The organism is Bradyrhizobium sp. 930_D9_N1_4 (assembly GCF_052076015.1).
Taxonomy (GTDB): Bacteria; Pseudomonadota; Alphaproteobacteria; order Rhizobiales; family Xanthobacteraceae; genus Bradyrhizobium.
The window spans coordinates 792,556-806,822 of sequence record NZ_CP197236.1 but is presented as its reverse complement, the minus strand read 5'-3'; the positions used below and the strand labels follow the sequence as shown (position 1 = coordinate 806,822).

The 14,267-nt window shown below is 64.6% G+C and carries 17 protein-coding genes; 9 read left to right on the top strand and 8 right to left on the bottom strand.

Annotated elements, in window-relative coordinates; translation table 11 throughout:
* Positions 1-31: 31 nt before the first annotated feature.
* Together AB7532_RS03780 and mddA are read right to left on the bottom strand one after the other, a co-directional pair.
* A complete protein-coding gene (locus tag AB7532_RS03780; protein WP_441233493.1) occupies positions 32-454 on the bottom strand; it encodes a GFA family protein in 423 nt (140 codons plus the stop codon).
* 207 nt (positions 455-661) lie between these two features.
* Positions 662-1,450 carry a methanethiol S-methyltransferase gene (gene mddA, locus AB7532_RS03775; protein ID WP_441233492.1) on the bottom strand — a complete coding sequence of 263 codons (789 nt, stop codon included), beginning with the start codon at positions 1,448-1,450 and terminating at the stop codon, positions 662-664.
* Positions 1,451-1,584: 134 nt separating this feature from the next.
* Between mddA and AB7532_RS03770 the strand changes: the two genes are divergently transcribed.
* A complete protein-coding gene (locus AB7532_RS03770) occupies positions 1,585-3,135 on the top strand; it encodes a winged helix-turn-helix domain-containing protein (RefSeq protein WP_441233491.1) in 1,551 nt (516 codons plus the stop codon).
* Positions 3,136-3,143: 8 nt separating this feature from the next.
* Here the strand turns inward: AB7532_RS03770 and AB7532_RS03765 are convergent, their stop codons facing one another.
* The 4 genes from AB7532_RS03765 to AB7532_RS03750 all read right to left on the bottom strand — a co-directional run bounded on the left by AB7532_RS03765 (position 3,144) and on the right by AB7532_RS03750 (position 6,290).
* On the bottom strand, positions 3,144-3,983 hold the full coding sequence (locus AB7532_RS03765) for an alpha/beta fold hydrolase (RefSeq protein WP_441233490.1): 840 nt from the start codon (positions 3,981-3,983) through the stop codon (positions 3,144-3,146).
* A 131-nt stretch (positions 3,984-4,114) separates the two neighbouring features.
* Positions 4,115-4,684: a DUF2147 domain-containing protein gene (locus AB7532_RS03760; RefSeq protein WP_441233489.1), complete on the bottom strand. Its 570-nt coding sequence runs from the start codon at positions 4,682-4,684 to the stop codon at positions 4,115-4,117.
* 31 nt (positions 4,685-4,715) lie between these two features.
* The gene (locus AB7532_RS03755) at positions 4,716-5,378 is read right to left on the bottom strand and encodes a DUF3313 domain-containing protein (protein ID WP_441233488.1); all 663 of its coding nucleotides are present in this window, start codon (positions 5,376-5,378) and stop codon (positions 4,716-4,718) included.
* Positions 5,379-5,648: 270 nt separating this feature from the next.
* Positions 5,649-6,290: a TetR/AcrR family transcriptional regulator gene (locus AB7532_RS03750; protein ID WP_441233487.1), complete on the bottom strand. Its 642-nt coding sequence runs from the start codon at positions 6,288-6,290 to the stop codon at positions 5,649-5,651.
* A gap of 216 nt (positions 6,291-6,506) precedes the next feature.
* Between AB7532_RS03750 and AB7532_RS03745 the strand changes: the two genes are divergently transcribed.
* From AB7532_RS03745 to AB7532_RS03730, 4 genes are all read left to right on the top strand, one after another.
* A complete protein-coding gene (locus AB7532_RS03745) occupies positions 6,507-8,057 on the top strand; it encodes an ABC transporter substrate-binding protein (protein ID WP_441233486.1) in 1,551 nt (516 codons plus the stop codon).
* 206 nt (positions 8,058-8,263) lie between these two features.
* Positions 8,264-9,235, top strand: a complete 972-nt coding sequence (locus AB7532_RS03740) for an ABC transporter permease (RefSeq protein WP_441233485.1) — start codon at positions 8,264-8,266, stop codon at positions 9,233-9,235.
* Positions 9,232-10,071, top strand: a complete 840-nt coding sequence (locus AB7532_RS03735) for an ABC transporter permease (protein WP_441233484.1) — start codon at positions 9,232-9,234, stop codon at positions 10,069-10,071. The genes AB7532_RS03740 and AB7532_RS03735 overlap by 4 nt, the downstream gene beginning before the upstream one ends.
* Entirely contained in the window at positions 10,071-11,690 is a 1,620-nt protein-coding gene (locus tag AB7532_RS03730; protein WP_441233483.1) for an ABC transporter ATP-binding protein, read from the top strand. The genes AB7532_RS03735 and AB7532_RS03730 overlap by 1 nt, the downstream gene beginning before the upstream one ends.
* Positions 11,691-11,708: 18 nt before the next feature.
* Here AB7532_RS03730 and AB7532_RS03725 read toward each other — a convergent pair whose 3' ends face one another.
* A complete protein-coding gene (locus AB7532_RS03725) occupies positions 11,709-11,981 on the bottom strand; it encodes a hypothetical protein (protein WP_441233482.1) in 273 nt (90 codons plus the stop codon).
* Positions 11,982-12,336: 355 nt separating this feature from the next.
* Between AB7532_RS03725 and AB7532_RS03720 the strand changes: the two genes are divergently transcribed.
* The 3 genes from AB7532_RS03720 to AB7532_RS03710 all read left to right on the top strand — a co-directional run bounded on the left by AB7532_RS03720 (position 12,337) and on the right by AB7532_RS03710 (position 13,316).
* Positions 12,337-12,510: a hypothetical protein gene (locus tag AB7532_RS03720; protein WP_441233481.1), complete on the top strand. Its 174-nt coding sequence runs from the start codon at positions 12,337-12,339 to the stop codon at positions 12,508-12,510.
* Positions 12,507-12,716, top strand: coding sequence for a hypothetical protein (locus AB7532_RS03715; protein WP_441233480.1), 210 nt, complete (start codon positions 12,507-12,509; stop codon positions 12,714-12,716). The genes AB7532_RS03720 and AB7532_RS03715 overlap by 4 nt, the downstream gene beginning before the upstream one ends.
* 87 nt (positions 12,717-12,803) lie before the next feature.
* On the top strand, positions 12,804-13,316 hold the full coding sequence (locus tag AB7532_RS03710; protein ID WP_441233479.1) for a PaaI family thioesterase: 513 nt from the start codon (positions 12,804-12,806) through the stop codon (positions 13,314-13,316).
* 19 nt (positions 13,317-13,335) lie between these two features.
* On the opposite strand, the gene AB7532_RS03705 is transcribed toward AB7532_RS03710, so the two are convergent.
* On the bottom strand, positions 13,336-13,617 hold the full coding sequence (locus AB7532_RS03705) for a hypothetical protein (protein ID WP_441233478.1): 282 nt from the start codon (positions 13,615-13,617) through the stop codon (positions 13,336-13,338).
* Positions 13,618-13,802: 185 nt separating this feature from the next.
* On the opposite strand from AB7532_RS03705, the gene AB7532_RS03700 reads away from it, so the two are divergent.
* Positions 13,803-14,123, top strand: coding sequence for a hypothetical protein (locus tag AB7532_RS03700; protein ID WP_441233477.1), 321 nt, complete (start codon positions 13,803-13,805; stop codon positions 14,121-14,123).
* The last annotated feature ends 144 nt before the right edge of the window (positions 14,124-14,267 follow it).

The following is a 14,267-nucleotide window of genomic DNA, read 5'->3' as shown; positions in this document are numbered from 1 at the left end:
CCTCCCCTGGAGGGGGAGGGTAAGATCGCTGCTACTCCTGCATCATCTCGCCGCTGCCGCCGAACTCGGCTGGAAAATCCTTCAGCTTCGGCAGGCCGTCGCGCATCGGCAGCACCGTCTCGGAATAGTTGACGTGGACGCCGGGCGTGAAGGCGAGCGTCGGGATGGTGGCGGTGAAGACGTCGATCAGGTCGAGTGGCGGGTGGTTGGTCATGAGATGGCCGCCGCACGTCTTGCAATATTTGCGCTGGCTGAGCGGCGTCTTGGTGAAGGTCTCGACGTGCTGGGCGCCCTCGGTGATGCGCACGGCTTCCGGCTTCCACAGGCTGAAGGCGTTCACCGGCCCACCGGACCACGAGCGGCAGGAGCGGCAATGGCAATAGCCCATCGCCGCCGGCTCGCCCGTGACCTCGATCGTGACAGCGCCACAGAAGCAGTTTCCGACGTGTTTCATTGAATAGTCTCCGTTGATGAGGCTTTGAAATCCTCTCCCCGCTCCTGTTCGCCGATCAATCGGCAGATGCGGATGCGGGGAGAGGCGTCGGGATGAGGGGGAATCATCCCGAGGGACGTTGAAGGCTGGAGTCCGGCAAGTTTCGTTACGCGTCCCGGTTCCCTGGCGCGTCCTCCTTTCGGCGGACGCGACGGAAAGACGCTGGCGCTATACCGATCGGCGCCAGGGAATAAGCATCGACACCCGTTGTTTGTACTGCCGGTATTCGTCGCCGAAGAGATCGACGAGGTCGTGCTCCTCCAGCGCGATGCCGACGAAGATGTAGGCCGTGGTCACGGCCGCAAACAGCAGATGACCTGCGGTCATGACCGGCGCCGCCCAGAACGCGATGATGAAGCCCAGATAGATCGGATGACGAACGAACTTGTAGAGCAGCGGCGTCTTGAAGCGCGGCGGCGCCGCCTCCTTGCCGACGAGATGGTTGGCCACCTGGTGCAATCCGAACAGCTCGAAATGATTGATGATGAAGGTCGAGGTGAACACCAGCACCCAGCCCGCCAGCGACAGCGTGACCAGCGTCACGGCGATATCAGGGTTTCCGACATCCCATATGACCGTGGGCAGAGGACGCCACTGCCAGAACAGGAGCAGCAATGACAGGCTCGCGAACAGCACATAGGTCGAACGCTCGACCGGCTTGGGGACGTACTGCGTCCACCACGCCTTGAATTGCTGGCGCGCCATCACGCTGTGCTGAACCGCGAACAGCGTCATCAGCAGCAGATTGATGATGACGGCTTCGGTCGTCGGCGTGTTGGTTCCGGTGTCGATGGTCTTTGGCACCACCAGCCCCATGACGAAGCCGATGGCGTAGAGAATGGTGACGAAAAACACGAGATACGCCGCAATTCCGTACAGAAAGGCGATGAACTTGAAAACCTTCGAACCCGAAACGTCCGGGCCCATGGAATGCATCTGATGATCAATTTGGGTCATAATCAGCTCCGTTGTGCCAAAACGCAGGCACTTCATTGGTCGCTGCACCCTGCCGCATCGGACGCGCCATGACTTTGGCGGACGGTTGATTTTCGCCTGAGACGACTTTGATTTTTGCTTGAGACGACAGAAACGTGCGATTTCTTTTTGAAAACAACGTGCTCGACGGCGACCTGCGGGAACTGACCTGCGGCGGCGCAGCCGTGCCGCTGCAGCCGCAGGTGTTCGATCTGCTGCTCTTTCTGGTCGCGCAACGCGCCCGTGTGGTCAGCAAGGATGACCTGATCAGCCAGATCTGGAGCAACCGCATCGTCTCGGACTCCGCGCTGAACAGCCGGATCAACGCCGCGCGCAAGGCGCTCGGCGACGACGGCGCGACGCAGCGGCTGATCAAGACCATCCCGCGCAAGGGCTTTCGTTTCGTCGGCGATGTCCGGGAAGATGTGGCAGCGCCTCCTCCTCCGCCGGAACCCGGCCCTGCCCCGGCGCGGGCCATGACGGACCGCCCCGCAATCGCCGTGCTCGCCTTCGAGAACATGAGCGGCGACCCCGCGCAGGAATATTTCGGCGACGGCATCAGCGAGGACATCCTCACCGCGCTGTCGAAGCAGCGCTGGTTCATGGTGATCGCGCGCAATTCGTCCTTCACCTACAAGGGGCGCGCGGTCCATATCAGGCAGATCGCCGAGGAGCTCGGCGTCCGCTACATCGTCGAAGGCAGCGTGCGCAAGGTGGACAACCGGGTGCGCATCACCGCGCAGCTCAACGACGCCACGTCAGGCAGCCATCTCTGGGCCGAGCGCTACGACCGCGAGCTGGTCGACGTCTTCGCCGTGCAGGACGAGATCACCAACGCGATCGTCGCTGCGATCGAGCCGCAGATTCACGCGGCGGAGAATTTCCGCAGCCACCGCAAGCCGCCCGCGAGCCTGGATGCCTGGGACCTGTTGATGCGGGCGCTGTCGCATTACTGGCGGGTGACGCGGCATGATCATGAGGCCGCGAAGGTGCTGCTCGAGCGCGCCATCGCCATCGACCCGAATTACGGCCAGGCGCTGTCGGTGCTCGCGGTGAACCACATGTTCGGCGTGCATCTCGGCTGGGCCGAGCTCGCCATGGTCGCCCCGGCCGCGGAAGCCGCCGCGCTCAACGCCGTGCGCAGCGACCATGAGGACGCCTGGGCGCATGCCGCGCTTGGCTGTGTCTGTTTCTCGACGCGCAGGCTTGCCGGCGCATTGTCCGAGTTCGAGCAGGCGCTCGCCCTCAATCCGAACTTCTCGCTGGCGCAGGGCTATTACGCGCTCGCGCTGTCCTATGCGGGCCGTTCACGAGATTCATTCGATGCCGCGCAAAAGGCGATCCGCCTGTCGCCGCGCGATCCCTCACTGGCGATCTATTACGGCATCGCCGGCTATGCGCGCTTCACCGAGCGGCATTATGACGAGGCCATCGCGCTCGCGCGCGAGGCGATACGCCATCGCGGCGACCTCACCGGCGCCTATCGCGTGCTCGCGGTCTCCGCCGGCATGACCGGCGACGAAACGCTTGCGGAGACGGCGCTGGGCGAGCTTCGCCGCACCCAGCCCAACATCTCGCTGCACTGGATCGCGACGCAGCTGCCGTGGGTCAACGATGCGGACCGCGAGCACTATCTGGAAGGATTCCGGCGGGCAGGGTTGGGGTAACAGCGCAATCACACACTTGACGCAAAGGCGTCGAGCAGCGCGTTGAAGGCGTCGGCCTGCTCCCATTGCGTCGAATGGCCGGCGCCGGCGACGATCTGGACCGCGCCGCGCCAGAGCGTCGGCGCGGGCAGGCGCTGGAGATAGCCGAGATCGACGATCTGCTCCTCGCCGCCCTGCACGATCGCCAGCGGAATCTTCAGATTGCGCACGATCTCGACCTCGTCGGCAAGGCCGCCGGCCTGCGCGACGGCACCGAGACAGGCGCGGGCATTGCCGTCGGTCCTGTGAAAATCCGCGACGATGAAATCGGGGATCGGCGCATAGCCGGGCGCAAACGCCGTATGCACCCATTCCTCGATCTGCGCATCGGTCGGCGCGGCGGTGAACGCCGTGGGCGACAGATTCTTGAAGCCGGCAAAGCCCTCGGGCCCGCTGCCGACCGGCGGCGTGCCGAAGATCATCAGGCCGGCGGCCATCGGCAGCAAGGCTGCGGCATTGAGCACGGCGTGACCGCCGAGGCTCCAGCCGACGACCACGGCATTCCTGAGGTTGAGCTCCCGCGCGACGGCTGCGATCGCCGCAGCGTAGCCGTGTCCGGAATAATCGCTTGCCGGGTTCGGCGGCGGCGAGGAGGCGCCATGTCCGGGCAGGTCGATCGCGACGATGCGATATTTGGCCCCGAGCGAACCCTGCAATTGCTTCTGCCAGATGTGTGAAGACGCGGAATTGCCGTGGACGAGAAGGATCGGACGCCCCTCGCCTTTGCTCTCGAAACCGGCAATGGTTTGCGCGCCGATCTGTAAACGCAGAGGGCGCAAGGCAGGGCCCGGAAAAGGCTGGTCAGTCATGGAGTCCGATCTCGTCATCGCGATTGATCGGAACAGTCTGGCACGGCTCACGCGGCAGCGCTACGTTCGCTTCTCTCTCGTCATTGCGTCCGACGCATCGCAGGTCGAGCAAGTGATTGCGGATAGGCCCGCTACTTCGCTTTGGCCTGCATCGGCTTCGGAGCCGGCACGTTGGCCCATTCCCTGTCGGCACGGGGGCCGTTGAGATCACCGGTCAGGCCGACGAGCTGGCCGGGCAGCACGTCGAGGGTCTGTTGCCAGGTCTGGGTCTGGCACAGGAACTTGATCAGGCAGCCCTTGAGCTTGAGACGGTCGGCGGAGTCGCGCCACAGCGAGACCGAATAGGACCTGCCGTCCTCGGCATTGTAGATGTCGCCGGCAAACCGCCCCTCGGGCGTGACCTGCAAGCCCATGATGAGCTGATGGCCGAGCAGCGCGCGGGCGCGCTTGTCGGGATCGGGATTTTCCTTGTCGCGATAGGGCTGGCCGCGCTTGTCGGCCGGCTCCTTCATCCAGACGATGAAGCCACAGATGCGGTCGCGCGAGGGCCCGCAGCGCTCGAGCCGGATGCGCGCGCGGCCGTCCTCGACGAGCCAGGTGCCGGTGGGATCCGGCGGCGTGGCAGCGCCGGCGCGACCGCCAAAGGCCATCATCACGATCGTGATCGCGACACGCAGCAGAAAGCGAAGGACAAAGTTCATCAGCGGTACCTTTCGTTGATTGGTCGCGGCGTCAGTTCAGTTGCGCCATCAGCGCGTCGGCGCCCTTGTCGAGGCCGGCCGTCGCGGCCGCGAGCGCGCCGGCGGTCGCCTTGATGTCGTAAGCGCCCGGGTATTGCTTGGTGACGTAGGCGGAGAGCAGGCGCGCGGTCGTGGCGTCGAAGATCTCGACGCCGTAGATGACCGAGCCGGTCATCATGCCCTCGCCGTCACGCGCCGCCTGCACGCCGTTGTAGACGGCGCCGGCCATGTCGAAGCGCGAGAGCGTGCCGAGCACCGGCGTGTTGGTGACGGCGCCGGTGAGCGTGAGCCTGATCCGCAGCGTCTCCGGCCCGCGCTCGCGCACCGGCGCGAAGCGGCCGCGCAGCCGCTCGGCGAATCGGGTCTGCATGTAGGCGGCGAGCGTCGCCTTGTCCTTGTCGGACATGTCGCCGAACTGGTGGTCCTTGCCGCGATAGACCACGACCGGCTCGAGGATCACTTTATTATAGGCGCGCCAGTCGACCGGCGTTGAATAGCGGTAGGGCACGCGGCCGGAGCCGTCCGACTTGTCCGGAGCCATGTAGGCGGAGGACGCCATCTCCGAATAAGGCACGGGCGCGACCGTGGCGCAGCCCGCGACGGCCGCGCCAAGCAGCAGCGTTCCCAGACCGCGCAGGGCGATCGAGCGATCCATTCCAAACTCCTCTCACGGCTTCAGGAAAGGCCAATTCTTGGCAAAGGCGATGGGAACCGCAGCCGCGTACGGGACCAGACGCGGCTGCGGCGCTCTCCATCGCCGGCCCGAGGCGTCGTCCGGGGGCCATGTCAGAAGCCCCGGGCCGTCTCAGTGTTTCCATCTATAAAACCGACCGGACGGTTTGTAAAGTTCAAAAAAGAGGGACTGGCACATTTGGCCGCAGGCGCGGTTTTGTGCAGTCGCCGGTCGGAAGTCGTTAACGATGAATCAGGCGCGCTTGCGCGGGCTCGCTGGCTTTTTTGCCGACGACGCCGGTGCGGATTTCGCGGCGCGCTTCATGGCCGGCTGTTCGAGACCGTTCCACTGCGCGTCGTCGAGCAAACGCGCGAACAGCCGTTGGTGCTCATCCTTGCTGAGCGGCGACATCCCGAACAGCGAACTCAGCAACAGCCCCATCGCAGAGGCCCAGCGCAGCATCGCGAGATCCGGATCTGTGGCCTCTTCCCTGATCGCCGCCATTCTCTCCATCTCGCGCTCGCGCGGGAGCGCCATCAGGCTCGGATTCTCGACCATAGCCGCAACCAGGGCCAGCGCGGCGGAATTCGGCGACGTCGCGGCTTCCCGCACGGTCGCGAGCTGGGTTGCCAGATTGGGATTTGCGGAGGTCGCGCTCGCCTTCGCCATATAAGCTGTCGAGAACTCCTCGAAATGCGCCATCTGCCGCTCGAGCAGCGCCTTCAGCACCGCTTCCTTGGTGCGGAATTGATGCATCACGCCGCCCTTGCTCAGGCCGCTTTCGCGCGCGATCGCATCCAGAGTCAGCCGGCCCGGCCCGTCGCGCGCGATGATCGCGATGGCCGCTTCAAGCGCAGCATTGCGGGATCGTTCGGAGCGGGTGGCATTGTCCATGAGCCGACTTGTCTCCGTGACAAGACAATGAATCAAGTGAAAAGCGGACGCGCTGTACATTTTTTGTGCGAACACTGTCGAGACTTTCATCTTGCGGCGCCGAATGGGACTGTGTGAGCCTCGATATCGGATGGGGACTGGGATGGGCCGGCCGTAGCTTTGCGCGCCATGACGTGCGAAGCGTTTTCGGCTGGTCTCGCTTGAGAAAGATACGACATGCCGAAAAGAGTGTTGCTTGGTCTCCTCCTGGCTTGCGGGCTCGCGGCCCCGGCTCTGGCGCAAGAGCCGAAAACGGGAGGGGTGATCAATGCGGTGATCCAGCCCGAGCCGCCCGGCCTGATGCTTGCGATGATCCAGAACGGTCCGACCCAGATGGTGTCGGGCAACATCTTCGAGGGCCTGCTGCGCTACAGCCCCAAGCTCGAGCCGCTTCCGGAGCTCGCCGAGAGCTGGAGCGTCAGCGAAGACGCCAAGACTTACACCTTCAAGCTCCGGAAGGGCGTGACCTGGCATGACGGCAAGCCGTTCACCGCGGCGGACGTGCTGTTCTCGATCGAGATGCTGAAGCAGACCCACGCGCGTGCCCGCAATAATCTCGCGCAGGTCGACAAGGTCGAGGCGCCCGACGATTACACCGTCGTGTTCACGCTGAAGCAGCCGTTCGGCCCGTTCCTCGGCATCTTCGAGGTCGGCTCGATGCCGATGGTGCCGAAGCATCTCTATGAAGGCACCGACTTCAAGACCAACGCCTACAACAACGCGCCTGTCGGCACCGGCCCCTTCATGTTCAAGGAATGGCAGAAGGGCTCGTTCATCCGCCTGGTCAAGAACCCGAACTATTACGAAAAGGGCAAGCCCTATATCGACGAGATCTACTGGCAGATCATCCCCGACGCCGCCGCGCGCTCGGTGGCGTACGAAACCGGCAAGGTGGACGTGCTGCCCGGCGGCTCGGTCGAGAATTTCGACGTGCCGCGCCTGTCCAAGCTGAAGGACACTTGCGTCACCGGTGCCGGCTGGGAGTTCTTCTCGCCGCTGGCCTGGCTGTGGTTGAACAACCGCCAGGGCCCGCTCGCCGACAAGCGGGTGCGGCAGGCGATCATGTATGCGGTCGATCGCGACTTCGCCAAGGACGTGATCTGGAACGGGCTAGGCAAGGTCGCGACCGGCCCGTCCGCCTCGACCATCAAGTACTACACGTCCGACGTGCCGAAATACCCTTACGATCCGGCCAAGGCCAAGGCGCTGCTGAAGGAAGCCGGCTACAAGGGTGAGAAGATCCGCCTGTTGCCACTCGCCTATGGCGAGACCTGGCAGCGTTGGGGTGAAGCCGTGAAGCAGAACCTCCAGGACGTCGGCATGAACATCGAGACCATCGCCACCGACGTTGCCGGCGGCAACCAGAAGATCGGCGACTGGGACTACGACATCGCCTTCACCTATCTCTACCAGTATGGCGACCCCGCGCTCGGCGTCGGCCGCAACTACGTCTCCAGCGCCATCGCCAAGGGCCAAGTGTTCAACAACGTCGAGGGTTACTCCAACCCCGAGATCGACAAGCTGTTCGCTGACGGCGCGGTCGCAACGCCGGACTCCAAGCGCAAGGAGATCTACGAGAAGGCGCAGAAGATCCTGGTCGAGGACGTGCCGGTGGCCTGGATGCTCGAGCTGCAATTCCCGACCATCACCCGCTGCAAGGTCAAGAACCTGATCACCACGGGGATTGGCGTGAATGACGGCTTCAAGGACGCATGGCTCGACAAGTGACCAGCTGGTTCTTCACCTCTCCCCGCTCGCGGGGAGAGGTCGAATATGCGCAAAGCGCATATTCGGGTGAGGGGGAGTCTCCACGAGTCCAGTTCTCACCGCCCTCGCGGAGAGTCCCCCTCACCCCAACCCTCTCCCCGCAAGCGGGGCGAGGGAGCGCACTACTCCCGTGGCTAAGGGTCACGTTACCCTATAAGAACCTCTAGATGCTCTCCTTCATCTCCCAGCGTGTCGTGAAGGGCGTGATCGTCCTGCTTGCGATCGTCGTCCTCAATTTCTTCCTGATCCGGCTTGCACCCGGCGACCCCGCGGTCGTGATGGCGGGCGAGGCCGGCGCCAGTGACCAGGTCTTCGTCCAGCAGCTCCGGGAAAAGTTCGGCCTCGACAAGCCGCTGCCCGAGCAGCTCTTCATCTACGTCAAGGGCGTCGTCACCCTCGACCTCGGCTTCTCCTTCCGCCAGCAGGCGCCGGTCGCGAAGCTGATCGGCGAGCGCCTGCCGGCGACGCTGCTGCTGACGCTGACCGCCTTCGCGATCTCGCTGATGCTCGGCGTTCTCTTCGGCACGTTTGCCGCACGCTTTGCCGGAACGTTTCTCGACACCGCCATCACCGTGTTCGCGCTGATCTTCTACGCCATGCCGATCTTCTGGGTGGCGCTGATGGGCATCCTGCTGTTCTCGGTCACCATGGATTGGCTGCCGAGCTTCGGCTACGAGACGGTCGGCGCGAACCTCACTGGCCTTGCACACGCGGTCGACGTCGGCGCGCATTTGATCATGCCGGCGATGACGCTCGGCCTGTTCTTCATGGCGACCTACACCCGCATGACGCGCGCCTCGATGCTGGAGGTGAAGCGGCTCGACTTCGTCAAGACCGCGCGCGCCAAGGGCCTCTCCGACGCCGTGATCCAGCGCCGCCACGTGCTGCGCAATGCGCTGCTGCCGGTCGTGACGCTGGCCGGCGTGCATGCCGGTACGCTGATCGGCGGCGCCGTCATCACCGAGACCGTGTTCGCCTGGCCCGGCATCGGGCGCCTGATGTACGACGCGCTGCTCCAGCGCGACTACAATCTGCTGCTCGGCGTCTTCGTGACCTGCTCGATCATGGTTCTGATCTTCAACCTCATCACCGACCTCATCTATCGACTGGTCGATCCGCGCATCGAATTCGCCTCATGAAACAGTTCTGGAAATCGATGCTGCGCAGCCCGAGCGGCGTCATCGGGCTCATCATCCTGGTGCTCGCGATCTCGATCGCGGTATTCGGCCCGATGCTGTTCCCGAACTCGCCATGGCGCATGGTGCAGCGGCCGTTCCTGCCGCCCTTCACGCTCGCGACCGTGCCGCTCGGCACCGACGCGCTCGGCCGTGACGTCTTCGCCGGCATGATCTTCGGCGCCCGCGTCTCGCTGCTGGTCGGCCTCGTCTCGACGCTGGTCGCGCTGGCGGTCGGCGTTCCCATCGGCGCCATGGCCGGCTATTTCGGCGGCAAGACCGACGATGCCCTGATGCGCTTCACGGAATTCTTCCAGACCATCCCGAGCTTCGCGCTCGCCATCGTGCTGGTCGCGATCCTGCAGCCCTCGATCTATTCGATCGTGGCCTCGATCGCGGTGGTGAGCTGGCCGCCGGTTGCCCGCCTCGTCCGCGGCGAGGTGCTGTCGCTGCGCACGCGCGAATATGTCCAGGCCGCCGTCGTCACCGGCCAGAGCAACACCTGGATCATCCTGCGCGAGATTTTGCCGAACGCACTGTCGCCGGTGATCGTGCTGGCCTCGCTGATGGTCGCAACCGCGATCCTGCTGGAATCCTCGCTTGCGTTTCTCGGTCTCGGCGATCCCAATCTGATCTCCTGGGGCTACATGGTCGGTGCCGGCCGCACCGTGATCCGCCAGGCCTGGTGGATCACCGTGTTTCCCGGCGTCGCCATCCTGATCTCGGTGCTGGGGCTGAACCTGATCGGCGAAGGCCTCAACGACGCGCTCAATCCGCGCCTGTCGCGGGAGGGGCGCTGATGACCGCCCCGCCTGCCGTCTCAATCAGAAATTTACGGATCGCGCTGCCCAAGGGCGCCGAGCGCCCCTTCGCCGTCGACGGCGTCTCGCTCGATCTGCGGCCCGGCAAGATCGTCTGCGTCGTCGGCGAATCCGGCTCCGGCAAGTCGATGTGCGCGCATGCGCTGATGGGTCTGTTGCCCGACACTGTGAGCGTCACCTCCGGCGAGATCCAGTTCGAAGGCCGCGACCTGCTCAAGCTGGACGACGATGCCTGGCGCGATCTGCGCGGCCGCCGTCTCGCGATGATTTTTCAGGAGCCGATGACCGCGCTCAATCCGTTGATGCGGATCGGCGACCAGATGGCGGAGATGTTCGAGGCTCACGGCCTGCTCACGCCCAGGGAGCGGCGTGCAAAAGCCCTGTCGCTGGCGCGCGAGGTCGGCCTGCCCGACCCCGAGCGTATCGTGCGCGCCTATCCGCACCAGCTCTCCGGCGGACAGCGTCAGCGGGCCATGATCGCGATGGCGCTGGCGCTCGAACCGGCCGTGCTGGTCGCGGACGAGCCGACCACCGCGCTCGACGTCACCACGCAGGCGCAGATCCTCAAGCTGATCCGCAACCTCCAGCGCAACCGCAACATGGCGGTGATGTTCATCACCCATGATTTCGGCGTGGTCGCCGACATCGCCGATCAGGTCGTGGTGCTCCGCCACGGCAAGGTCGTCGAGGAAGGCCCCGCAGCGACCGTCTTCAACGAGCCGCAGCACGATTACACCAAGGCGCTGCTCGCCGCCGTGCCGTCGATGGACCCGCCGGCGCGCGAGCCGCTCGACGATCAGGCCCGGGCTGTCGAGGTGATCGGGCTGGACAAGACCTACGTCACGTCAGGCGGCTGGTTTCGCGAGGACCGCCGCGTCGATGCCGCGCGCGAGGTCAATTTCAACATCCTCAAGGGCGAGACGCTCGGCCTTGTCGGCGAATCCGGCTCCGGCAAATCGTCTGTGGCGCGGCTCGTGATGCGACTGATCGAGGCCGACCGCGGCACGGTGCGGATCGGCCAGACCGATCTCACATCGCTGTCGGGCAAGGCGCTGCGCGCCGAGCGGCATCGCATCCAGATGATCTTTCAGGATCCGTTCGCCTCGCTCAATCCACGCCGCAAGGTCGGCCACATCATCGCTGACGGCCCGATCGCGGCCGGCACCGATCCGAAAATCGCGTTCGACCGCGCCCGCGATCTCCTCAAGATGGTGGGTCTGGATGCCGGCGCGCTCGAACGCTATCCGCACGAATTCTCAGGCGGCCAGCGCCAGCGCATCGGCATCGCGCGCGCACTCGCGCTCGAGCCCGAGATCATCGTTGCCGACGAGGCCGTCTCCGCGCTCGACGTCTCGGTGCAGGCGCAGGTGCTGCGACTGCTCGAAGACCTCAAGGCCCGCCTCGGCCTCTCGATGCTGTTCATCACCCATGATCTGCGCGTCGCCGCCCAGATCTGCGACCGCATCGCGGTGATGCAGCGCGGCGCCATCGTCGAGCTGAAGCCGACCGCGCAGCTCTTCACCGCGCCGGAGCATGCTTACACGCGCGAGCTGCTGGCCGCAGTGCCGGGCCGCAAGGAGCGCGCGCCGGCGGCGTGAGCCGGCTGTTCGCGGCAATTACTTGTTTGCCGGAGGATTGGTGTTGTTCCAGGTGGGGACTGAGTTGGTCACCCCGACGGAGGGCTGAGTGGACGTTCCGACCGACGGCGCCGTCGTCGTGCCGACTCTCTGTCCGGAGCTTCCAATCGTGCCTTGCTGCACCGGTGCTCCCGGGGTGCTGTGCGTGCTGGTTTGTGCGCCCGTTGCCGACGTCTGCGCGGCGACAGCGAATGGCGCTGCGGCCAATCCGAGGGCGATGAGTGCAGCAATGGAGCGTCTCGCTTTTGTCATGGCTAATCCTTTCGAAGCGGTCTCTCAATCGCGCCGGCCGCTCGCAGATCGAACCGCTGGCGCGCTGAGCAATCCGACAACGCCACGCGCGTGAGAATGTGCCGCGACACGATCACGCGGGGAAGCCCAACTCCGTCACGATGCCGCGACGATACGCCGGCCGAAATCAGGCAGCTTGCCCCACGTCCAGCTCACCGGCGGGCGGTATTCCGTTCCGCGTAGGAACGGAGTTGTCACGGGCTTTTTATCCTTCGTGACCGCCTCTACGGCTGCAAAACCGAGTTCGGCAACCCACATTCGATTGGAATGATTTCCATCATCTTATGATGGCTTTTCGAACTATTTGGAGGCCGACATGGGCCAGATTATTCAGTTCGTCTCGAAGTCCGAGCGTGAGCGCATTCGTCTCATCCAGGAGGCCCGCGCGATCTATGACAGCATCTTTCCGCCGAACGACCCGGCCGTCGAGCCGCGGGACAAGGCGTCGATCATCCGCGCGGCCAGCGGCGACGTAGGAAATCTGGCGTGATCAAGATCATCGCAGTGCTCTGCAGCCTCGCCGCTCCCGGCAATTGCCACGAGCAGATGGTCACCTCATCGGACTTCGCCGACGTCTCGATGCAGTCCTGCCTGATGGGCGCGCCGCAGCTCGCGGAATGGATGAACCAGCATCCGGCCGAGCGGCTGGCGGGATGGCGCTGCGTCTTCGGTCAGCAGGCCCGCCGGGGCGCCTGAGGCCGCCGTTTGGTTCTTCCACCTTGCCCTTTATATGATATCAATCATTCCATTGGCTTTCATTCCGTGGGCCTTCGGGGGTGAGTGATGGTGGACGACCGTTCCGGCAAACCGGCAAGCGAATACGGCGTGGTGCCGCTCGAAGTGATGGCGTCGATGTCGGGGCTTGATTTCGTCCGCGCCATCTTCACGCGCCAATTGCCCGAGCCGCCGATCATGCAGACGGTCGAGCCGTTCGATTGCACGGCCGAACCCGGTGTGGTCGTGATCCACAGCGTGCCGGGCCTGCGTCATTACAATCCGATCGGATCGGTTCATGGCGGCTATGCGGCCATCCTGCTGGATTCCGCGATGGGGCTGGCGGTGCAGACCACGCTCCCCGCGGGCACCGGCTACACGACGCTGGAATTCAAGATTTCATTCGTGCGCGGCATGAGCGAAGCGAGCGGCACGATCCGCACCGAGGGCCGCGTGCTCAACGCCGGCCGCCGCGTCGCCACCGCCGAAGCACGCATCACCGACGCAAAAGGCCGGCTGCTCGCGCACGCGACGACCACCTGCCTCGTGTTCGGCATCGACAAGGGCAACGCGGAAGGCTGACCGGCGGTGCAACCGCTCCTCATCGCGTGGTGTTGCTCCAGGTCGGCACTGAATTGGTCACGCCGACCGACGGCCAATTGTACGTTCCGACCGACGGCGCCGTGACCGTCCCGACCGTCTGTCCGGACGACCCGTAAGCCCGCGGCTGCACCGACGTCGATCCGGCGCCGCCATAGTTCGGGGCGACCGTGCTCGTGCTGTAATATCGGCTCGACCGGTGCTTCTTCGCCTCAGCCGCGAAGGGCGCGGCAAGCAATCCGGCGGTGACGAGTGCAGCAATCGCAAATTGAATGCGTGTCATGGCTGATCCCTCTGTTGCTGGGAGCCCTCGTCCCATGTGTTCATTGATCGGCGGATGTCCATAGGCACGCGTTCATAACTCCGTGCGCGAGCGGTGTGCCGGAGCGCGGCGCTCCTGCCTTCGGATGGACCCGAATCAGCGCTAGTGCATTGCCTTCAGAGACTTCCCTGGACGCAAGCAGCAGCATGACCGGCGCCGAACTCAAGCAACTCCGCAACGACCTCTCCGACGCCCTCGCGCGCAAGCTCACCGCGGCCGACATGGCGAGGCTATGCGGATTGCCGGAGAAGGGCGGCGCCGACACCGTCCGGCGCTGGGAGGTGAGCGGCCCGACGCCGTCCGCGACCAAGGTGCTGCGCGTGCTCGCGATGGCGAGCGATCGCTATCCGATCATGGAGAAGTTCGACATCTTCGATCGTCATGACGTGCGCGAGGAAGACCGGCCGGCAAAACGCGCGGCCTTCCGCGAGCAGATGCGCGATGAAGCGCGGCGCCGTCTTGGTTAACGGAAAGCACGCGCAAATTACCGCGAAGGCGCCGGGTTAAGCCTTTCTTCACCACTTCTTAAGCCCCCATTAAGCACGAAAATCTTTTACAGCCCAATAAGTTAGGTTGGGTGTCGTTGTGCCACGGATGTGACAGCATTTTCG